We start from the raw sequence: 19652 nt of genomic DNA, 5'->3' as shown, positions 1-19652 counted from the left end.
TTATGGCTCAAGCAGTAACAGTTTATCGTTGGGATGACGCGGGCGCACCGCAAGTAGTAGACGGCAAACCAAGCGAATACATGAACGTGTTTAAAAAATGTTTAGTGGAGGGGTATGGTTCTAAACAACCAACTGGTTGGACTATCGCTGAAGAGTCTCAACCAGAAGAAACGCCTTATTTAGCAGTGAAAAATGATGCTGGAACGGGGTCTGGTGGAGTCATGACTTTTAGTGCGTCCAACGACAACGCTAATACAACAGTGAGGTGTCAAACTGCACTTGATTACTTAGGCAAAGATTCTTCAAGCAGATTAGGGTCTTACTTTGCTTTTGGTTCAGCTTCCACTTCTGCTTCAACAAAAGTTAGAAACTGGATGATTATAGCAACAAATACTGCATGTTATATTTTTGGCTATTCAGATAACAAAGCAACTGAAAACAATTTTGGGACGTATACAGGGTTATTGCTATTTTTCGGTGATATAAAATCTGCATATCCAAATGATGCCGCAATATTTGTTTCATTGTATGGTAGTCATAACAGTACAACATTTTCATGGAACTCTGGTTTTCATTATGTCTTAGGGAGTTCGACAGATAGTAAAGTAGGTATTGTTTATGCTCTTGATGGTTCAGAAAACTTTTCGGATAGTTATATTTCAACGTTCTTTAGTTCATTTTCGAGTTCTTCTTCAAGCACTTTAGCAGATCAAGAGCCAAGTATTAGAATAATGTCACCTGTCGCGATTGTTTCTGGTAACGCTTCTGTAGGTAGTTCAGGCACTAGATCAAACTCACTGACGGATCCTTATTTTAGGGGATTAGTTCCTGGTTTATTTGTTTCACAAGAAATAGGCTTTAAAAATAAAAATATGCCATTTATTAATCAAATAGATGGGCAATCATATTTTTATGTTCCTTCAGCCCAGACAAATCAGTCACGTGCTTGGATAAATATTGAGGAATGGTAATGGTTAAACTTGAGGCAAAAATTATACCCACAGCGGGTTATTTTTCAGCGTTAGTTGTTGATGTTTTGGACGGTGAAAGAGTGTTGGTATTAGATAGGTTTTCAGGTAATAAAGTTTGCCAATTTATGGTTACGGATGGTTTAAATACAAGGATAATGCCGTTAAAATATTCAGCACAACCCGCACTTTCTGTCATTATGTATGATGATGATAATCAATATAATGCGACTATTATTGATAACGTACAAACAATGTTAATTAACACACTTACTTTTGATCCTTCAAACCCCCAAAGCTACGAGCCGCCTCCCGCATGATTGAATTACGTTTTATTAACTCATACCAAGTTAATAAATCGCCGCTACAACTAAGCAATCAAAATGACATGGATGTCATGGGCAATGATGTCGCGTTGGTGATGCGATTTACTAAACCGTATGCAATAAATATATCACCATTGACTATGCGTTTTGGTGATGACTCAGGGCCAGTTGATCCAACGCTACCATTTTTACAAGCTAATATCGGTATCGAATCGGATTTAAGCTGGTTAACCCCGGCATTAATCACGCAAGGCAAAGCGTTAGCATGGCAAACACAGCTTGTTAAAACCGAGTTTGAAACGGCTTTTAGCTACGCTGAATTATCACCTGTGGCTTTAAGTTTTGACTGGCAAACTATTGCATTAGTTACAGCACAGAGCAGTGTTACATGGGGTAACAGCGGCTATGTATCAAACGTTATTCAATTGCCCTATAAAATCATCACCAACATTGAGTACAACGAGTATGACTTTAACTGGCTAACTCAGTTAGATGTTGAACATAGCGAGTTTAAACAGCACTGGAACAGCCCTGAATTACTCAAAACAGTCCGCGAGCTGCATTGGCATGTTAAGCCACTTTTAGAGTCGCGTGAGCTTGTGATCCACTACGGTGAAACAGATAAGGAATACATTTGCTATTGGCGCAATCATCCATTCAACGGCTATGTAAATTTAGAGTTTACAGCGCCAGCAACAGTGCAAAACGGGCGCTTAGTCATGCGTTTTAACAGCCCCGATAAAGTTTGCTATTGGGGCGTACCGGGCGGCTTAGTGCGCGGTGATGATGACGTACCAACAATTGATCGCAAAATCCCCATAGAACCCCAGCTAAGGAATACATACATCATGCAGCCAACCATTAATTGTGTGCGTGTTTCAGACGATTTAAAGATACTAATCAACAGCGTTAATTACTCAATATCTCGCGGCCAATTTAGCGCTACAGCTAATATTAAATTTTGCTCACGGATCGACTTTGAGCGCGCCCTGGGCCACGAACTTAAAATCTCGTTAAATGGCTATGACTTTTATGTCATTTGTGAGCAGCCAAGCACTAGCAACCGCTTTGCAAATGCTAGCTATAGCGCAAGTTGTCGCAGTCGTTTTGCGTTGCTATCTAATCCTTACGCAAGGGCTACAAACTACGCTAACCCAACCGCTAAAACACTGGCGGGGATCATGTCTGACATACTCGTTAATACGGGGTGGTCACTCGATAATAAAATGATTGATTACCCAATCCCTACTGGCGCGTTTACATACACCAATTTAACCCCCGCAGCGGCACTGTTAAGCGTTGCTAAATCAGTCGGCGCAATACTCGATATTAACGACGCAACTAAAACTGTCTCAGTGGTCCCAGCGTGGCCCGTTATGCCATGGGACACAGCCAATGCAATATGTGATGTGATCCTTAACGATTCAATCATACTTGAGCACAGCACTAGCCAAACAATAAGCCAGGAACATAACGCGGTATTTGTGCGAGGTGAACAGCAAGGCGTAGCGTGTAAAATCAAACGTGCTGGTACGCTTGGCGATCAGTTTGCTAATGATGTTGTAGACACGCTAATCACCCACAATCAAGCTGCACGCCAACGTGGAACGTGTGAGCTGGCTAACAGCGGTAACAAGCAAAACACTACAATCAGAACCAAGCTTTTAGACGACTTACCGCCAATTCGCCCAGGTATGTTAGTTGGCATTACTTACACAGATTCAGTATTTAAAGCGACCTGCGACAGCATGACAATTAACGCCAGTATCAGCGACCAAGGCGCTATTACAGTTAGCCAAACAATACAGGTGGTAAGCAATGTCTAACACACTAAACCGACTCGGCTCAGTACTCGACAAAACCCAACGCACCATAGCAACGATAGTCACAGTTAACACAAACGGCACAACACTAGTCGAATACAGCGACAGCAGCCAAAGCATTGTACTAGGTGATAGCGTTCAAACAGGCGCGGTATACGTAGAAAATGGGCGCATAGTAGGCGCTGCACCTCTACTACCTTTTACTGAAATTGAAGTGTAAAAACGTTAATCTGTTGTCGCATCAGAAACGATAGTGTAGATTTTGCGCCCATATTTAATTATAAAGGAGTTTAAATATGAAAATTGATAATTCTATCAATCTATCTAATGCAAACGCATTGAATCAGCAAAACAAACCGCAGGTAAAACCAACAACGGATCAGAACGTTGATTTTGCAGCAGCGTTAGAATCAGAAATGAAGCTAATGAACGGCGGCGGCGGGCACCCAATTAAAGATAAAAAACCTCAATAATGGAGCTGCCAATTATTGATGTGATTTTAAGCTACTCACTCAATAAGCTTGAGTTAATCGCTTTTATATTCGCATTTATATTGGCCATTTATCGCAAGCCGAAAATTTTTTCTATTGCAATTTCAGCAGGAGTTATGTCTGCTGGTTTAGCTTTGGGTGATTACTTACATAGCAACGTGTTGAGTTTACTGCTCATAGATGACCAGATTTATTATTGGTACTTAGTATGGGCAGTATTCTCACTTTTCCAAGCGTTTGCTGTAATAGGTTTTCATTGGTTATTTGGGGTAATGTTTAGCGAGCAGGTTAAACTGGTGTTTATTACTATGGCTGTAAATGCACTTTTAAACACCTTAATGTTTATTGATCGCAACATCGTTGCACTTAATTTTGATAGTAGCCCTAACGAGTATAGTGATGATAGCTGGCTACTATGGGATTTATATAGCATAGGGATAAATGCTAATTTGCTGTTCTTAGCGTTGGTTTTGCTATCCCGAGGCAAGTTAAAAGGTAATGTAGTATGGATGTTCTTATTGTATTGTTGTTGCTTTGCGGCATTGTCGCTTTAGGCGTTTTCTCATACCGCTTCTACATGCTAGAGGCGATGGTAAAAATACCCGAAAGGCATTTACAAAAGATAACTGATGAATCGTTATCAGAGTTATGCGGTTTGTTGAGGCAAGAAGGTGTGCCAAAGGATATTGTTGATTTAGTACGTAATCGCAAGCTAGCGAGCCGTACGTCACATTTAAAGCACTTTACTAATAACCCTCACGGTGAGTTCATAGAGTTAATTAGAGGCGCTGAGGAGCTTATAGACAGGCAATATGAGACGGGTGAAGACCTATCACAACCTATTTCCGCACTACTCAAGTTAGCAAAGACCACCACCGAATAAAAAAGCAGCGAAAGCTGCTTTTTTATTGCTCACCGTTTATCACCTTAGCCCGCGCGGCATAAGTGATAAAAAAAGAATTATCATTTAAACCCGTGCTAATTATCAATTTTGGTCGGCGGCTACAGTTTGAGTCAAATTGTCTAAAGTTAGTATTTACCAACATTGTTACTGGGGTGTTTTAGTCGTCCCTTTGTAGGCCTTTATTAACGTGGCTTTGCAAGAGTTATCCACGGTTTCTGTGGATAACTCTGTTCATGAAACTTTAAGAACGTTGGCAGAGCCATGTTTTTAGGGTGCTGTGAGGATATCAAGCATTTAAAACAGTTTTTTTATCTCATTTTAAAACAATGACTTGTAAAAAGAAGCTGAAAGGAGTTAGGTTGATGAGTAAATTTATTCGTGACGATTCGGTTGGCGCAAATTTTGTGTAAAAATGCAGCGCCAGCCGCGGTGTTTTTGTGATAAAGGTTATAAAAATGTATCTTTATTGTTTTTAATGGTGGTTCGAAGTGAAATTGTGATTAAGCGTGTAAAAAGAGCACTTTTCTATGATTTTTTAGGCCTTTTTATAATCACTTGATAAATGCATGGCTTGCAAAGCCTCGATGCTTTAAAATACCACGCTTAATAAAAGAGGTTTATTTATTCCCATGCGCGCAACTTTGCAGACTAACACAGCTCCCGATTTATTAAATGATCCCATCGTGCCAACACTGAAGAGAATGACGATCCCGATGATTTTTGGGATGATCACGTTAATGATGTTTAATATTGTCGATACATTTTTTATCAGTTTACTCGGCACTGAGCCATTAGCTGCGGTCAGTTTTACCTTTCCTGTTACTTTTACGGTGATAAGCCTTGCAATTGGTTTGGGTATTGGTACGTCGGCGGTTATTGCTAAGGCGCTGGGGAGTAATAATATTGAAGAAGCACGCTTTGACGCCAGTATCGCATTATTAATTGCTGTGGTGATGGTGGTGTGTTTATCGCTATTTGGTTATGTGTTTATCTCCCCTATATTTAGATTGCTGGGAGCAGGGGAGCAAGTACTGCCGCTGATCCATGAGTATATGAGTGTGTGGTTTTTAGGCAGTGTGTTTTTAATAACGCCAATGGTGGGGAATTCAGTCTTACGTGCCAGTGGTGACACTAAAACACCCAGTATAGTGATGGGGGGAGCAGGGCTTATCAATGCTGTGCTCGACCCTGTATTGATTTTTGGCTTTGGGCCAATCCCCGCACTTGGCATTAAAGGCGCTGCGATCGCCAGCGTAATTGCATGGTCGGTAGCCGTTATCATTATTTTATATTTGCTAGCAGTAAAAAAAGGCTTGCTCAGCCTAACTGCAAATAATCAAACCCCATTAGGCTCTATACGAAAAATTCTTAAAATTGGTTTGCCAGCGGCAGGCGCAAATATGTTAACGCCGATTGCCATGGCGGTGATGATAGCCATGGTTGCTCATCATGGCCCAGAGGCTGTTGCTGCATTTGGCGTAGGCAGTCGAATTGAATCTATCGCAAGTCTGGTGGTGTTAGCTTTATCGATGACCTTACCGCCATTTATTAGTCAAAACTTTGGTGCAGGTAAGCTTTGCCGTGTTAAAGACGCGTACACCACAACATTAAAGTTTGTGATGATTTGGCAGTTTGTTATTTATTTACTGCTGATTGTATTTTCAGGTGTGATCAGCGAGTTGTTTGGTAAAGAGCAGTTGGTTATTGATGTGATCACATTATTTATTTTTACCTTGCCGCTAAGCTACGGTTTGCAAGGTGTGATTATTTTAACCAACTCATCGTTTAATGCCTTACATAAACCAATGAATGCATTAATTTTGAGTGTGATCCGACTGTTTATTTTTTATGTGCCATTTGCCTACATTGGTAATTTATACGCCGGTTTACCGGGTTTACTGATTGGCGCTGCTGCGGGCAATTTATTTACTGCAATTGTAGCTTATAAATGGTTTATCAAAGAACTGAATATGATCAGTAACCAAGCTGTACAGGAGTGCCAAGCATGAGCGACCATTTTCAACTGGTGTCTAAATTTAAACCCGCCGGGGATCAACCTACCGCTATTGCACAGTTATGTGAGGGATTAGAAGCCGGACTTGCTCATCAAACTTTATTGGGGGCTACAGGCACGGGTAAAACGTTTACCATGGCGAATATTATCAATGATTTGAATCGTCCAACGATCATCATGGCGCATAATAAAACCCTTGCAGCACAGCTTTATGGTGAAATGAAAGAGTTTTTCCCGCATAACGCAGTGGAATATTTTGTCTCCTATTATGATTACTATCAGCCCGAAGCCTATGTTGTTGCCAGCGATACCTTTATTGAAAAAGATGCCTCGATTAATGAGCACATAGAACAAATGCGCTTAAGTGCAACCAAAGCATTGTTAGAACGTAGAGACACTATTATTGTGGCATCAGTGTCAGCCATTTATGGTTTGGGTGATCCAAAATCATATATGAAGATGATGCTATTGCTAAAAGTGGGCGAAAAAGTGGATCAACGCGATATGCTGCGCCGTTTAGCTGAAATTCAATATACCCGTAATGACATTGATTTTAGCCGTGGTACCTATCGAGTGCGCGGTGAAGTGGTGGATATCTTCCCCGCAGAGTCAGACACCTTTGCAGTTCGTGTGGAAATGTTTGACGATGAAATAGAACGGCTCAGTATTTTCGACCCATTAACAGGCGCAGTTGAAAAACACATTGTGCGGGCAACTATCTACCCGAAAACTCACTATGTCACTCCCAGAGAGAAAATTCTTGATGCGGTTGAGCATATCAAAGCGGAATTAAAAGATCGGCGTGCGCAGTTACTCAGTGCTAATAAATTAGTCGAAGAGCAACGCGTTGCACAGCGTACGCAATATGATATTGAAATGATGACCGAACTTGGCTATTGCTCTGGCATTGAAAACTACAGCCGTTATTTATCTGGCCGCACGCCGGGCGATCCACCGCCAACCTTGCTTGATTACTTACCTGATGATGCATTGATGATCATTGATGAATCTCACGTTACGGTGTCGCAAATAGGCGCTATGTACAAAGGTGACCGCAGCCGTAAAGAGAATCTCGTGGAATATGGCTTTCGTATGCCTTCAGCGATGGATAATCGGCCACTGCGTTTTGAAGAGTTTGAAGCCATTGCCCCACAAACAATTTATGTATCAGCAACGCCTGGCGATTTTGAACTGGAGCGTTGTGGAGATGATATCGCCGAACAAGTTATTCGTCCAACGGGGCTGCTCGATCCACAAATTGAAGTTCGCCCAGTAGCCACCCAAGTAGATGATTTATTGTCTGAAATTTATAAACGCGTAGCAATTGATGAACGCGTGCTGGTAACCACATTGACCAAGCGCATGGCTGAAGATTTAACCGATTATTTATCTGAGCACGATGTAAAAGTACGTTACCTGCATTCAGACATAGATACCGTTGAACGGGTCGAAATTATTCGTGATTTTCGGGCTGGGGTGTTTGATGTGTTAGTGGGTATTAACTTACTGCGTGAAGGTTTAGATATGCCAGAAGTGTCGTTAGTTGCAATACTCGATGCCGATAAAGAGGGCTTTTTACGCTCAGCTCGGGCACTCATTCAAACCATTGGTCGTGCGGCTCGTCACTTAAATGGCCGTGCTATTTTGTATGGTGACCGCGTTACTAAATCTATGGCTAAAGCGATTGATGAAACTCAGCGCCGCCGCGATATTCAACATGCTTACAATATTAAGCATGGCCTTGAGCCGCAAGCGTTACTTAAAAAGATCACCGATATTATGGATGTTGGTGAGCGAGCTGGCCCACAAGATAATTTACAGCTGATCCGTAAACAAAGTAAGCAAGTGCTCAGTGCGAAAGAGATCGCAGTGCAAATTAAGCAACTCGAAACCAAAATGCATGCGTACGCCAGTGATTTAGAATTTGAAAAAGCCGCATCCGTTCGTGATGAGATCCATGAATTACAACAACAGTTAATTAAAAATGCATAATTTTACGCCCCTTATTACTGCACTGGAAAGTGCGCCCTTAGCAGACAATGAACTTTGTCGTGTGTTTCATGGCCGTGGTCACACTACCGAGCATTTGAGTCATCTAAATATCGACTTTTACCCACCGTGTTTATTTTTAGTGTCGTACGATGACGTTGACTCACAAACGCTAACGCAATTAAGTGAGCAGCTTTGGCAATGGGCACAACAACACGCTAAAGAATTAATCACCTCGTTGGTATTTCAACAACGCGCCGGACAACAAACTGAAAATAAACTGTTATTTGGTCAACTACCGAGCCCGCATAGTGTTAAAGAAGGTGAGTGTGAGTTTTTAGTGGATTTAATGAGCCGCCAAAACACCGGTATATTCCCCGATATGCGCCGTGGCCGAGAGTTTGTTCAAGCCCATAGTAAACACGCTAAAGTATTGAATTTATTCTCATATACCTGTGGGTTTTCGGTTGCTGCAATGCGTGGCGGTGCCGATAGTGTGATCAACATGGATATGAATAAAGGGGTGTTACGTACCGGCAAACAAAATCATCAACTAAATGGTTTTGATCGCGGTGTGAGTTTTTTACCGCACGATATTTTAAAGTCATTCGGAAAACTCAAAAAAGCCGCGCCATTTGATTTAATTATTGTTGATCCGCCAAGTTTTCAAAAGGGCAGTTTCATTTTAACCAAAGATTACCAAAAAGTGCTGCGTCGCTTACCTGAGCTGCTCAATGAAAAGACTAAATTATTGCTGTGCGCTAATAGCCCTGAACTTAGTGAAGCTGCATTTAAAGCGCTCATTGCTGAACATACGCAAGGTGCTATTGAATTTGTAGAGCGCCTGACGCCCACTCAAGGGTTTACAGATGTGGATAGTGATCGCAGTTTAAAAGCCTTAGTTTACCAAGCAATAGCGCAGTAACAACGATGCGTTTAAGTAGACGGTTAGCAACAATAGACAGTTTTGTTGAATCCGGTTATCAAGCCATTTGGGACTGTTGTTGTGATCATGGTTTATTGGGAATGCAGCTAGTTGCGCGAGAAGTGGCAAATACAGTGCACTTTGTTGATATTGTGCCAGCTTTAATGGACGAGCTGACAGCTAAATTAGCTCGTTACAGCCCCATTCAAGGTGTTGCACATTGGCAAGTTCATTGTATGGATGTCGCGGCTATTGAGCTTAATTTTCAGCAACGCAACTTAGTGATCATCGCCGGTGTCGGTGGTGAGCTATTGCTGCGGTTTATCAACCACATTTTAGCAGCGCAGCAGCAATTTGCGAACACACACAAAAATGAAGTATTAGCGGAGCTGGAATTTATTATTTGCCCTGTCCACCATACTTATAAAGTGCGAGAGGGGTTGCTAGAGCAAGGAATGAAGCTAATAAATGAAGCGATTATCAGTGAAAATAATCGCTTTTATGAAGTGATACACATTAGCAAACAGGCAACACGTAGTTTAACACTAACAGGCTCTAGCATGTGGCACCGTGGGCAACCACTGCATTATCAATATCAGCAAAAATTGCTTACCCACTATCAGCGCATGCTTAATCAAAACCCAATTTATTATCAACAAGTGATCAACAGCTATACTCAGGTGTTAGAGCCGTAAACATTAACGAATGCAATGTGGCCAATCATTATAATTTATTAATTTCATGTTTTACGCTGTAACTTGGATCAGTCACGATAGCTTCTAATGTTTGTACACGTTCTTTTAACGCGAGCATTTCAGCAGTAACAGCAGCAATTTGATTATTCGACTCTTTGTTATCAGTGAGGGTGCGGTGCTTGAATTCTAAATGTTTTTTATACATATCGTACATTACTCCAAACCCAACCGAGATAAATACGATCATGACGACCATAGTAGTTCCTGACATGGTGTACTCCTTATTATTTTACACAGTGTGTAAAGTATAACCACAATGCGCAAATGATGAAGCTGACAATTGTAACTTTATTTGTATTAACGCGACCCTTAGCGGTATATTCATTAGTGATACAGTGTGGTGAGTGTTTAATAATATGTATACATTAAATTTAACAAAGGCAGTGAGTTAGTATGCTAAATAATAAAATTCCTCCGATTATCGTAGTACTCTTTTTTGCTATGGTTATGGCGATAATAGCTCACTATAGCGTAATTGATTTTACCGCTTTTATTTTTTACGCCGCGATTATTTTACTGGTTATAGGGTGTGTATTTTGTATTGCTGGAGTGGTTAGTTTTCGTTTAGCAAACACTACCGTCAATCCAAGAAAACCAGCGCAAGCGTCGGAATTAGTGACTACAGGTATATATAGAATTTCACGCAACCCAATGTATGTGGGTTTTGCTTTTATACTTGCAGCTTGGGGAGTGTGGTTAGCATCATTGTGGGCACTGCTGTGCGTGATTGCTTTTATTGGTTATTTAACCTGGTTTCAAATTATCCCAGAAGAGCGGGAGTTACAGAAGATATTTGGCCAAGCATATAGCGATTATAAGTTACAGGTAAAACGCTGGTTGTGAGCTACTTGCATGGATCACCAGTAAGAAAAAAGGCTATCGCGATGATAGCCTTTCTATTTTTGTTTACTCGTATTCGATAGGATCGGTTATGTTATTAAGGCTAAATGCTTCCAAGCGCTCTTGGCAAGCACCACACTTACCACAGGCTTTTTCACGGCCATTATAACAAGTCCACGTTTGGCTATAGTCCAAGCCCATTTTGATACCATCCGTTAAGATATCGATTTTAGTATCATTTAAATACGGGCTGAAAATTTCCACCGCATCGTAATTCGCAATACGGCAAACATCATCCATTTTTTGTACAAATTCAGGACGGCAGTCAGGGTAAATTGCATGATCCCCAGAATGCGCGCCGTAATAAACTTGACTCGCTTTGAGTGATACCGCATAACCCACAGCCAGTGACAGCAAAATCATGTTGCGATTAGGCACGATAGTGCTTTTCATGTTCTCGGCTTCGTAATGGCCTTCTGGCACATCGATATCATCCGTTAACGATGAGCCACCAATTAACTGATTGATCGCAGAAATATCAACAATCTTATGCGGTACGGCCAATTTTTCGCAGACACTGGCCGCAACTTTAAGCTCTTTTACATGACGCTGACCATAGTCAAATGACAGGGCATACACTTCATGGCCTTGTTGCAGGGCTTTATTTAATACGGTAAATGAATCCATACCGCCGGAATAAATCACAACTACTTTTTGCGTCATAACTGTTTTGCTCTTAGTTTTAATAGAGGTTTATATCAGGGCGCGATATACTACACGGCTGGAGCATAAATAACAATTTTTGACCGTGATTTTTGATTTTTCAAATCGGCTTTCTTCATGCTCAATAATTAATGACGCTCATAATTAATGCCAAGTAGTAAGTGAGATACTTTTGTACAAAATTAATGAAATATTTGAAACCATTCAAGGCGAAGCGAGCTTTACCGGCACGCCTGCAATATTTTTACGTTTACAAGGCTGCCCCGTTGGCTGTGCTTGGTGTGACACTAAGCAAACGTGGGAAGTGAATAATGTGTATAAAGTATCACTGGACGACACGGTTGAGAAAAAAGCCGATTCAGATCACTGGGCAGATGCATCCGCTGAGCAAATACTGAGTTTGTTTGCCGAGCGTGCTTATCGTGCCAAACATGTGGTGATCACCGGTGGTGAGCCATGCATGTACGACTTAAACCCTGTTTGTGAGTTACTCCACGCTAACGGCTACAGTACGCAAATAGAGACCAGCGGCACTTTCGAAATACTCGCCCCAGCACAAACTTGGGTAACGGTATCGCCAAAAATCAATATGCGCGGTGGCTACGAGGTACTTACATCAGCCATGCAACGTGCCGATGAAATAAAACACCCAATCGCGATGCAAAAACACGTTGCAGAGCTTGAAGCATTATTTGCAAAAACAGGCGTAAATCCCAAACTTGTTTACCTGCAACCAATTAGCCAAAAAGTCTCTGCAACTAAGTTGGCAATTGAAATCTGCATCGAAAAAAACTGGCGTTTATCCGTACAAGTACATAAGTATTTAGGGATAAACTAAAGCTGCCAGCGGTAAGCTTTAAGTTATAAGCAGTTTGGTGTTAAATTAAACGTTGTTGGGTTTGATGAAACGAAACCCATCAACGCTGTTTACTTTCATATCTGCTTCGTTAATGGTGATAATTCGTTTATTATGCGCGACTCAAAATACTTTACTACAAACCACTAGGCTTATATGTCCGCGAACGCGCTATACACAGACCTTTCTGATCACTATGACTTAATGTGTGCAGATATAGATTATCAAGCCCAAAGCTATTTTATTCACAGGCTACAGCAGATTTTCGGTAATAGCGGAAATACCCACCTTGATTTAGCGTGTGGAACGGGCCCACATGTTCGTCATTTCATCGACTACGGTTATCAAAGTAGTGGGCTCGACATTAATCAACCCATGCTAGATAGAGCTGTCATTCGCTGCCCAGAAGCGCAATTTTCATTGCAAAATATGAGTGAGTTTGTGATCCCTGAGCAAGTGGATTTAATTACCTGCTTTTTGTATTCAATCCATTACTGCGACGGCATTAATAAATTAACAGACTGTATTACCAGCGTACACCATGCACTAAAAGCCGGAGGCATATTTTGCTTTAACGTTGTTGATAAAAATCACATCGATAACGAGTCATTTGTAGAGCATAGCGCTGAAAATGCAGGCAGCTTATTCACATTCCGCTCTGGCTGGCATTACAGTGGCAGTGGCGAACAGCAGTCATTAAAGCTCAGTATAAATAAAGCAACAGCAGATGAAACACTCATATGGCACGACGAGCACCCAATGGTCGCTGTTAGTTTTGCCCAGTTAAAAGAAGCCCTAAAACCTTATTTTGCAATACATGTGTTTGAACATGACTACGAAAAAATAACCCCATGGGGTGAACGCTCTGGCAATGCCGTTTTTGTCTGTGTAAAAATTTAAATTAGAAAGTTCAGACAATTATTCACAAAGAGGCAAAAGGGCAATTAGGTTTTTTTAGTGATATCTACTCATTTAAAAACGTTGTGCGAGTGATGATATAAAAAGGGATGATTTTTAATCTAAAAGAGCAAGCTTGGTAACACAGTTTTGGTTGCTCAATAAAAGTGGCTGTCTAGTTTGATTGTAGTTTGATTACTGCCGCCAGTAACACATTCTTATCCTAAGGTGGAGCCAATGATCTAAATTCACCGTTAGCTGATAAGCGTTGACTGTTAGGTAGTAGTGTCCCCACCCACTTAAATATTTTGGGTCTAGAATCTGTATTACTCTAAAGCACAGCGTCTCGAAACCTCTTTGTGAATAATTCAATTAAAAGTTTTTTGCACAAAGAGCAGAGAAAGAGAAGTAAATGAGGATTATCTTACAGGTTAATTTTAGCATGCGTAAAACACGATGCATTAATAAAGGTAAGCCCTTAGCACATCAAATAACAGATTGAATCAAAAAAGGAACTCAGCTATGGTTGATAAATCAATAAAAATAAATTAAAAACGAGTTATTTTACAGGCTCGTTAGCTGGTTTTAAATATCAATGGTATTTCAACGTGAGTTGCATGTCATATGAATGAATAGGGATGTATCAATGAAAAAACAGATTATTTTACTGCTAATGAGCTTTAGTGTTGTTTCGGTACAGTTTGCAAATGCTACCAGCGGAAGAACAAATTCATCGGGCTGTCACAACAGTAAAAAAGTTGGTTACCATTGTCATGGCGCGCCTAAAGTATCAACTTATACACCAAAAAGTACGGCTTACGTGTCAAAAAGTAAAAGCGCAGCTAGTTATTCTTCTCCAAGTACAAAGACTAAAGACATTAATAACCTTGTCCACGATATTCAAATACAACTCAATGAATTGGGTTATCAAGTAGGAAAGGCCGATGGTATTCTTGGTAAAAAGACAATCTCAGCAATTAAAAAGTTTCAAACCAAAAATAAAATACTAGTTGACGGTAAACCAACAACCGACTTACTCGTGAAATTAGTTTTAGCCAACAGTTGAGTATAACCAGTCACTTAGCACATATGAGCCTTAACTCTGTCAATAGGCATTAGTGTTCTTTTTGACCGTTTTTATAAATTGACGGTCAATTCTAAATCAATAAACAAACTTGTTTACTTCGCCTGTCGATGTGGCTGTTAAGCAAGTAGCTTACGGCAAACACATATAATAGAGGCTCTCTTATTGCGATCTCATCGCAGCCTGCTTTTTTCGAGACAATACAAGATACCCATCTTAAAAGTTTACTTTTGTGTGAAGAAGAGCACTTTACGGGGCAATCGTTCGAGCATCGTAGGGGGAAGATAAGCTACTTGCTTAGAATGTAAACCCAAAAAAGCTTCGCGCTGCAATAATGCACTTTTTAGTGTGTCTGTTATTTAGGTTTTTCATCAAGAGTTGTCTATTTTAATGGTCAATTGAGAGCATGTAAGGGATACGCAGTAAATTTACCAGATAAAAAATCATGTTTCGTGGCAGAGTTTTTTTGAGGTTATTTAAAGTGTGTCTATTTTATTTGTAAATAAATTACAACAATTTGACTGAGTCAATTTTAATGCATATGATTACTTTGCTCATAAAAAAAGCAACCTATCTGTGAGCAATATTGGATACAATCATTGAGGGATATAATATGATCAAATTAATAACTAAATCTGTAATACTGAGCTCGTTACTGTCAGCCCCGTGCTTTGCTGAAAGTCACAATACTACAAGTTATTTAAACAGTAAGAATCAAGTAACTGCTAATTTTGCAGTTGACTACTCTCAATACAATGCTGTTTTAGAAGCCTCTGTTCTTGAATTGGCTCGCTCAGATAGATCATATATTTCCTATGGTGAAAACGAGCAAGGTCCTAATTTAGGAAAAAATCGAGCCACAGATGCTGAAGCAAACCGTTTTTATTATGAGCAATTCATTGATGATCCAGAATTAATAAAGTCAATCACAGCTATAAAAAGTAATCTTCTTAGTTATTTAGCAAATAGCCAACTTAATAAATTAAGTAATGAAGAGCAAACGGCATTTTGGTTGAACCTACATAATGTAACAGTTATAAATGAATTAGCTCAGCGCTACCCAAAAGATACAAATAGTTTATCTTATGACGTGGCTGATAAAAGCAGCTTTTTTTACAAAAAACAATTCACATATAATGGGCAAGCGCTTAGTTTAGATGACATTGAATACAAAATATTAATGCCATTGAATAAAAAAAATCCTCTTGTTATGTACGGTTTGTATAAGGGCTATATCGGTTCACCTAATATTAGAACTCAGGCATATACAGCTAATAACTTAATGTCTTCATTAATTGATAACGCCCAAGAATTTATTAATTCAAATAGAGGGACTAATTACAGCAGTAATCTTCTTAATGTATCAACCATGTATAAAGATAAAAAAGCATACTTTAATGACTTTAATAATGACTTAATCGCCCACTTAAGTTTGTATGCAAATAACGATTTACTCAATAAATTAAAAATTAAAAAAACAGCTCTTTTTAATATCGATAATTACGACATTACCGATGTAACTGGTCCTAAGCACCGTGACTCTTATGATATTATTACTAGTAATTGGGATAAAGCCTTGTTGATCCCTCAGCATAGCTTTCCTCGCTTAAACAATTTAAATATTCCAGCTAAGCGAATTGTTATTCTTAGAGAGTTACAAAGAAAAAATAATTTGTTAAAAACAAACGTAAGTGGCAAGAACGCCTATTATGCTAGTAATTAATGGTATAATCCCAATTAAAAATGCGTATTAAATGCGCATTTTTGATATTTATCCTCCCTCGCTTTCTGCTTATTTGGTTAACCACAGCAAGTTATTTAGATAACAAAATAACCATAACACCCATCTTTAATTTTGTACTTTTCATGGCTTCAAAGTAGACTTCATCCAGCGTAAATAATAAGCAGGGTGTTCCATTATTTAAAGCCCTTGCCTGAGTTTTTATTGATAAGATAAGAATAGCTCAACATCCGATTCTACCAATTGCGCCGGATATTTTTTAGGAATAAGAGAGGGGGCAGCCACATAACAGCAATGGCCAAGACTGGTGATTAATCGGTGATCAAAGTCATGAGAATACGCAGGTAACCAATTTGAACAGCGTAGCTTGCCTTTAGGTGAGTATAATGGATGATACGAGTAATAATCACACGGTCCAGCCTCATACACAAAGTGTAGCATTGCCCCAGGATATTTAGATTCGAACTGGCGAACAAGCTTTTGAACGGCGACTTTGGAAGATGAAACTCGACCAAGGTGAACAGGTTGTGCACCTCTATGTTCTTCAATATAGGCGACTTCATTGAATTCTTTATGTGTATCAAGTCCGATAAAAAGTATGCTATGTTTATTCATGTTAGCCTCTGCTGTTTAGTTAATTGACAAACTAATTATGGCTCTGGCTTTGAATTAAGCTAACCCACGAAAGGCGGAGGCTAACACCGTATGGGAGTCATTATGTCTGTACTAGGAAGAAGTCGTGGAATATTTTGATTTTTTACTATTATTTCTAAATTCAAATTGGAAGGCAATTATTGCAACTGCGGGTCTATTTTTGTCTGGTTATTTTGCATACCAAAAGGTTGGAAATAAAATTACAGTTAACTATCACGTTGGTATTGAAGGTTATTCTGACACGCAAATTGTAAAACTGGTTCTTTCAAACCGAAAAGATAAAACGGTATCAATATGGGGGATAGATGCAGTTATAAACCAAGATATAGAGTTTAAACTAATTGACCCAGAAGAGCCTATAATTCTTAAATCTGGTGAGTCTATATGTCTGCCTATCAAGAAATATTCATATCTAAATGTTAATGGTGATAGGTATAAACCTGAATTCTTTGGTAATTTTGAATTTTATGCAAACTTAGGTAATAAAAGCTAAAACATCCCCAAAATTAGCCTTTATATATCAATGAATTAATAGTCTTAAAAAATGTGGGAAGCGAGGGAACATTCATGGTGTTTTGTGATCTTATGAATCGCTTAAAAACAACAGAACTAAACACCATGAATGCGTCTACTATTTTGCACAATATGCTCCACGCTGTCACCCCTAACTCAATTCATAAAGCCAGATTTAATACTTTAGTCGCTGCCGTTAAATCTCTATTGCACTGTCAGCAATGTACCTTGACTTCTATCGGCCGCAACTTGAATTCAAAAACAACTGAAAAACATGATATTAAACGTATTGATCGACTACTCAGTAACCACGAGCTTTTGCGTGAGTCGACATCGGTTTATGTTCGCTTAAGCCGTTTTGTGGTCACTGAAAAGCATCCCGTCATTTTGGTTGATTGGAGTCATGCAGATACACAAACCAAATACTGTATTCTGCGTGCCAGCATTGCCAGTGAAGGTCGTTCTTTGACCCTGTATCAGGAAAGTGCATTCAGTTTTCAGTATCATTGCCCAAAAGTTCAAAAACGGTTCTTAAAGATGCTCAAACTGATTTTGCCGGGTGACTGCCGGCCCGTAATTGTGACGGATGCGGGCTTTAAAGTTCCTTGGCTCAAAGCCGTGCGAAACAATGGCTGGCATTATATTAGCCGTGTTCGAGGTACGGCACATTTGAAAACGCAGGGCAGCGATGAGTTTGTTCCATGCCAGTCACTATTCAAGAGCAATCAACGTAAGAGCCAGTATCTTGGCGCGACCGAGTTGACCAAAAGTGCAAAATATCAAACTCATGCAGTGCTGGTTGGCAAGGGACATAAGTTATTAAAAAGAGATAAAAAACGTGGTTATAAGGAGCCTTGGCTACTCGTTTCTTCTCTTCCAAAGAGGCACCACTTTCTCGAAAAAGTACTCAAATTATATGGTATGAGAATGCAGATAGAAGCAGGATTTCGAGATCAAAAAAGTGTTAGGTTCGGCTTAGGCTCAGATCTGCACAGGACAAACAAACTCTATCGATTAGACATACTGTTGCTGCTTGCCACACTGGCTCATTGGTTCTCAATGATGCTGGGGGCAGTGATAGACAAAGCAGGAAAGACAGGCGCTTTTCAAGCTAATTCAACCAAAAAAAGACGAGTAGTGTCATGGGCATTTGTTGGGCTGCGATACTTCAAAAAACAGTCCATTAAACTGCGACGGCGAGATTATTTGGCAGGACTAGCCTATTTCGTACAGGTGGTAGTGCAACTCGATTGGAAAAATATGGATGTGAGTGATGTAATTGAAATTTAATAATTATTTTTGGGGATCCCTTAGTAATAAAAGGGTAAGGTGCCAAGATGAAGCCATCAATACGGACGTAAAAGCCCAATATAATGTGGCCACAAAGACCTCAGTAGAATTTGATGGTCATTTATATAATGAAAAGGTTAGATTTATTCTCGTATACTTCTTAGATGGTGAAAAGAAAATAGCATTTTTTGAAGATAATGGATTTATTGGTAATGAGTGGAGTATGTCTCCAAATCACATGGGCTCTAGTGATTATAAATGCGAAGATATTCAAAAGATGCTCTTCCAATATGGTTACCATAATATGTTCACAAATTACCTATGCCTTGAGAATATTAACTTGAAGAAAGACCTTAAACTGGCATTTCGTAAATAAGTACATAACAAAGCCATGAAGGAATAGCCGGTAAAAATACACCGGCTAGGACGCCCAACACTCCGTTTGCCTTGTGTTGTCGCTGCGCTCCACCATAACACAAGGCAAACTACGTATTGGCCGCCCCTTATGGCGGCGTTGAGGCTGTAGAATTACTCTTTACAGGAACTGATTCTACACATTTGACTTGATTTTTTTTAACCTTGAATCCACTGGGTTACTGTGATCTAATAGATATTATTCACCCACGGTAAATTGTTATGGCTCTTTTGTTGGGTAAGGAGTCAAGCCTGAGCCAGAATAAATTCATTCCAATCAATTTCACCGAGCAAATTTTGCCAGGCACATTTGAGTGAGGGGCTAAACTTTCTGACAAAAATATATGTCTGCCCTTTTTACTTCTTTTTACTTTTACCGGTTTCATCATTGTGTGACTAGGTATCGCGAGTCCTGCGTCCACTTGGTGCAGTGAATGCTAATTCA

The 19652-nt window shown here is 39.8% G+C and carries 22 protein-coding genes and 1 pseudogene; 19 read left to right on the top strand and 4 right to left on the bottom strand.

The genetic code is table 11. The features are described from left to right. The first annotated feature begins 2 nt into the window (after positions 1–2). The 11 genes from ACMVDV_RS06955 (at position 3) to ACMVDV_RS06905 (ending at position 10135) form a co-directional block, all read left to right on the top strand. Positions 3–971, top strand: coding sequence for a hypothetical protein (locus ACMVDV_RS06955; RefSeq protein WP_416157641.1), 969 nt, complete (start codon positions 3–5; stop codon positions 969–971). After that, positions 971–1288, top strand: a complete 318-nt coding sequence (locus ACMVDV_RS06950) for a hypothetical protein (RefSeq protein ID WP_416157640.1) — start codon at positions 971–973, stop codon at positions 1286–1288. Before ACMVDV_RS06955 ends, ACMVDV_RS06950 begins: the two co-directional genes overlap by 1 nt. Then, positions 1285–3120: a hypothetical protein gene (locus ACMVDV_RS06945; protein ID WP_416157639.1), complete on the top strand. Its 1836-nt coding sequence runs from the start codon at positions 1285–1287 to the stop codon at positions 3118–3120. Before ACMVDV_RS06950 ends, ACMVDV_RS06945 begins: the two co-directional genes overlap by 4 nt. Beyond that, on the top strand, positions 3113–3337 hold the full coding sequence (locus tag ACMVDV_RS06940; protein ID WP_416157638.1) for a hypothetical protein: 225 nt from the start codon (positions 3113–3115) through the stop codon (positions 3335–3337). Before ACMVDV_RS06945 ends, ACMVDV_RS06940 begins: the two co-directional genes overlap by 8 nt. A 76-nt stretch (positions 3338–3413) precedes the next feature. Beyond that, positions 3414–3590, top strand: coding sequence for a hypothetical protein (locus tag ACMVDV_RS06935; RefSeq protein WP_416157637.1), 177 nt, complete (start codon positions 3414–3416; stop codon positions 3588–3590). Continuing rightward, a complete protein-coding gene (locus ACMVDV_RS06930; protein WP_416157636.1) occupies positions 3590–4162 on the top strand; it encodes a hypothetical protein in 573 nt (190 codons plus the stop codon). The genes ACMVDV_RS06935 and ACMVDV_RS06930 overlap by 1 nt, the downstream gene beginning before the upstream one ends. Beyond that, entirely contained in the window at positions 4114–4491 is a 378-nt protein-coding gene (locus ACMVDV_RS06925) for a hypothetical protein (RefSeq protein ID WP_416157635.1), read from the top strand. Before ACMVDV_RS06930 ends, ACMVDV_RS06925 begins: the two co-directional genes overlap by 49 nt. 650 nt (positions 4492–5141) lie before the next feature. Continuing rightward, positions 5142–6521 (top strand): MATE family efflux transporter, encoded by a 1380-nt coding sequence (locus ACMVDV_RS06920; RefSeq protein ID WP_304183971.1) that lies wholly within the window; start codon positions 5142–5144, stop codon positions 6519–6521. After that, positions 6518–8518 carry an excinuclease ABC subunit UvrB gene (gene uvrB, locus ACMVDV_RS06915; protein WP_304183970.1) on the top strand — a complete coding sequence of 667 codons (2001 nt, stop codon included), beginning with the start codon at positions 6518–6520 and terminating at the stop codon, positions 8516–8518. The genes ACMVDV_RS06920 and uvrB overlap by 4 nt, the downstream gene beginning before the upstream one ends. Next, positions 8511–9440, top strand: coding sequence for a class I SAM-dependent methyltransferase (locus ACMVDV_RS06910; RefSeq protein WP_416157634.1), 930 nt, complete (start codon positions 8511–8513; stop codon positions 9438–9440). Before uvrB ends, ACMVDV_RS06910 begins: the two co-directional genes overlap by 8 nt. Positions 9441–9445: 5 nt before the next feature. Further along, positions 9446–10135 (top strand): tRNA (adenine(22)-N(1))-methyltransferase, encoded by a 690-nt coding sequence (locus ACMVDV_RS06905; RefSeq protein WP_416157633.1) that lies wholly within the window; start codon positions 9446–9448, stop codon positions 10133–10135. 28 nt (positions 10136–10163) lie between these two features. Here ACMVDV_RS06905 and ACMVDV_RS06900 read toward each other — a convergent pair whose 3' ends face one another. Beyond that, positions 10164–10406, bottom strand: a complete 243-nt coding sequence (locus ACMVDV_RS06900) for a hypothetical protein (protein ID WP_304183966.1) — start codon at positions 10404–10406, stop codon at positions 10164–10166. A 182-nt stretch (positions 10407–10588) separates the two neighbouring features. Here ACMVDV_RS06900 and ACMVDV_RS06895 point away from each other — a divergent pair, with 182 nt between their 5' ends. Beyond that, complete coding sequence (locus tag ACMVDV_RS06895) at positions 10589–11038, top strand: methyltransferase family protein (protein ID WP_416157632.1); 450 nt, start codon at positions 10589–10591, stop codon at positions 11036–11038. A gap of 63 nt (positions 11039–11101) precedes the next feature. Here ACMVDV_RS06895 and queC read toward each other — a convergent pair whose 3' ends face one another. Beyond that, positions 11102–11782, bottom strand: coding sequence for a 7-cyano-7-deazaguanine synthase QueC (gene queC / locus ACMVDV_RS06890; protein ID WP_304183973.1), 681 nt, complete (start codon positions 11780–11782; stop codon positions 11102–11104). 148 nt (positions 11783–11930) lie between these two features. On the opposite strand from queC, the gene queE reads away from it, so the two are divergent. Further along, positions 11931–12596: a 7-carboxy-7-deazaguanine synthase QueE gene (gene queE / locus ACMVDV_RS06885; RefSeq protein ID WP_416157631.1), complete on the top strand. Its 666-nt coding sequence runs from the start codon at positions 11931–11933 to the stop codon at positions 12594–12596. Between the two features lie 174 nt (positions 12597–12770). After that, on the top strand, positions 12771–13514 hold the full coding sequence (locus ACMVDV_RS06880; RefSeq protein WP_304183961.1) for a class I SAM-dependent DNA methyltransferase: 744 nt from the start codon (positions 12771–12773) through the stop codon (positions 13512–13514). A gap of 192 nt (positions 13515–13706) precedes the next feature. Here ACMVDV_RS06880 and ACMVDV_RS06875 read toward each other — a convergent pair whose 3' ends face one another. Next, positions 13707–13883, bottom strand: coding sequence for a group II intron maturase-specific domain-containing protein (locus ACMVDV_RS06875; protein WP_416157630.1), 177 nt, complete (start codon positions 13881–13883; stop codon positions 13707–13709). A 274-nt stretch (positions 13884–14157) separates the two neighbouring features. Between ACMVDV_RS06875 and ACMVDV_RS06870 the strand changes: the two genes are divergently transcribed. Both ACMVDV_RS06870 and ACMVDV_RS06865 read left to right on the top strand, forming a co-directional pair. Further along, on the top strand, positions 14158–14577 hold the full coding sequence (locus tag ACMVDV_RS06870) for a peptidoglycan-binding domain-containing protein (protein WP_416157629.1): 420 nt from the start codon (positions 14158–14160) through the stop codon (positions 14575–14577). A gap of 631 nt (positions 14578–15208) precedes the next feature. Beyond that, complete coding sequence (locus ACMVDV_RS06865; RefSeq protein ID WP_416157628.1) at positions 15209–16318, top strand: DUF547 domain-containing protein; 1110 nt, start codon at positions 15209–15211, stop codon at positions 16316–16318. A 246-nt stretch (positions 16319–16564) separates the two neighbouring features. Here the strand turns inward: ACMVDV_RS06865 and ACMVDV_RS06860 are convergent. Continuing rightward, positions 16565–16951: pseudogene (locus tag ACMVDV_RS06860) on the bottom strand (hypothetical protein); the annotation flags it as partial. A 124-nt stretch (positions 16952–17075) separates the two neighbouring features. Here ACMVDV_RS06860 and ACMVDV_RS06855 point away from each other — a divergent pair. The 3 genes from ACMVDV_RS06855 (at position 17076) to ACMVDV_RS06845 (ending at position 19169) form a co-directional block, all read left to right on the top strand. After that, positions 17076–17483, top strand: coding sequence for a hypothetical protein (locus ACMVDV_RS06855; protein WP_416157627.1), 408 nt, complete (start codon positions 17076–17078; stop codon positions 17481–17483). 92 nt (positions 17484–17575) lie between these two features. After that, complete coding sequence (locus tag ACMVDV_RS06850) at positions 17576–18793, top strand: IS4 family transposase (RefSeq protein WP_416156999.1); 1218 nt, start codon at positions 17576–17578, stop codon at positions 18791–18793. Continuing rightward, positions 18783–19169: a hypothetical protein gene (locus ACMVDV_RS06845; RefSeq protein ID WP_416157626.1), complete on the top strand. Its 387-nt coding sequence runs from the start codon at positions 18783–18785 to the stop codon at positions 19167–19169. The genes ACMVDV_RS06850 and ACMVDV_RS06845 overlap by 11 nt, the downstream gene beginning before the upstream one ends. The last annotated feature ends 483 nt before the right edge of the window (positions 19170–19652 follow it).

This window comes from Pseudoalteromonas sp. ASV78, assembly GCF_047806705.1.
GTDB lineage: Bacteria > Pseudomonadota > Gammaproteobacteria > Enterobacterales > Alteromonadaceae > Pseudoalteromonas > Pseudoalteromonas prydzensis_A.
Note: the sequence above shows the minus strand (reverse complement) of the source record. Positions and strands in the feature narration are given on the sequence as shown.

Coding starts and splice junctions, on each gene's coding strand:
- ACMVDV_RS06925 (WP_416157635.1), top strand. CDS start 4,114: ATGGATGTTCTTATTGTATTGTTGTTGCTTTGCGGCATTGTCGCTTTA.
- ACMVDV_RS06870 (WP_416157629.1), top strand. CDS start 14,158: ATGAAAAAACAGATTATTTTACTGCTAATGAGCTTTAGTGTTGTTTCG.
- ACMVDV_RS06880 (WP_304183961.1), top strand. CDS start 12,771: ATGTCCGCGAACGCGCTATACACAGACCTTTCTGATCACTATGACTTA.
- ACMVDV_RS06935 (WP_416157637.1), top strand. CDS start 3,414: ATGAAAATTGATAATTCTATCAATCTATCTAATGCAAACGCATTGAAT.
- ACMVDV_RS06920 (WP_304183971.1), top strand. CDS start 5,142: ATGCGCGCAACTTTGCAGACTAACACAGCTCCCGATTTATTAAATGAT.
- ACMVDV_RS06895 (WP_416157632.1), top strand. CDS start 10,589: ATGCTAAATAATAAAATTCCTCCGATTATCGTAGTACTCTTTTTTGCT.
- ACMVDV_RS06905 (WP_416157633.1), top strand. CDS start 9,446: ATGCGTTTAAGTAGACGGTTAGCAACAATAGACAGTTTTGTTGAATCC.
- uvrB (WP_304183970.1), top strand. CDS start 6,518: ATGAGCGACCATTTTCAACTGGTGTCTAAATTTAAACCCGCCGGGGAT.
- ACMVDV_RS06955 (WP_416157641.1), top strand. CDS start 3: ATGGCTCAAGCAGTAACAGTTTATCGTTGGGATGACGCGGGCGCACCG.
- ACMVDV_RS06900 (WP_304183966.1), bottom strand. CDS start 10,406: ATGTCAGGAACTACTATGGTCGTCATGATCGTATTTATCTCGGTTGGG.
- ACMVDV_RS06865 (WP_416157628.1), top strand. CDS start 15,209: ATGATCAAATTAATAACTAAATCTGTAATACTGAGCTCGTTACTGTCA.
- ACMVDV_RS06945 (WP_416157639.1), top strand. CDS start 1,285: ATGATTGAATTACGTTTTATTAACTCATACCAAGTTAATAAATCGCCG.
- ACMVDV_RS06950 (WP_416157640.1), top strand. CDS start 971: ATGGTTAAACTTGAGGCAAAAATTATACCCACAGCGGGTTATTTTTCA.
- ACMVDV_RS06930 (WP_416157636.1), top strand. CDS start 3,590: ATGGAGCTGCCAATTATTGATGTGATTTTAAGCTACTCACTCAATAAG.
- ACMVDV_RS06910 (WP_416157634.1), top strand. CDS start 8,511: ATGCATAATTTTACGCCCCTTATTACTGCACTGGAAAGTGCGCCCTTA.
- ACMVDV_RS06940 (WP_416157638.1), top strand. CDS start 3,113: ATGTCTAACACACTAAACCGACTCGGCTCAGTACTCGACAAAACCCAA.
- ACMVDV_RS06850 (WP_416156999.1), top strand. CDS start 17,576: ATGAATCGCTTAAAAACAACAGAACTAAACACCATGAATGCGTCTACT.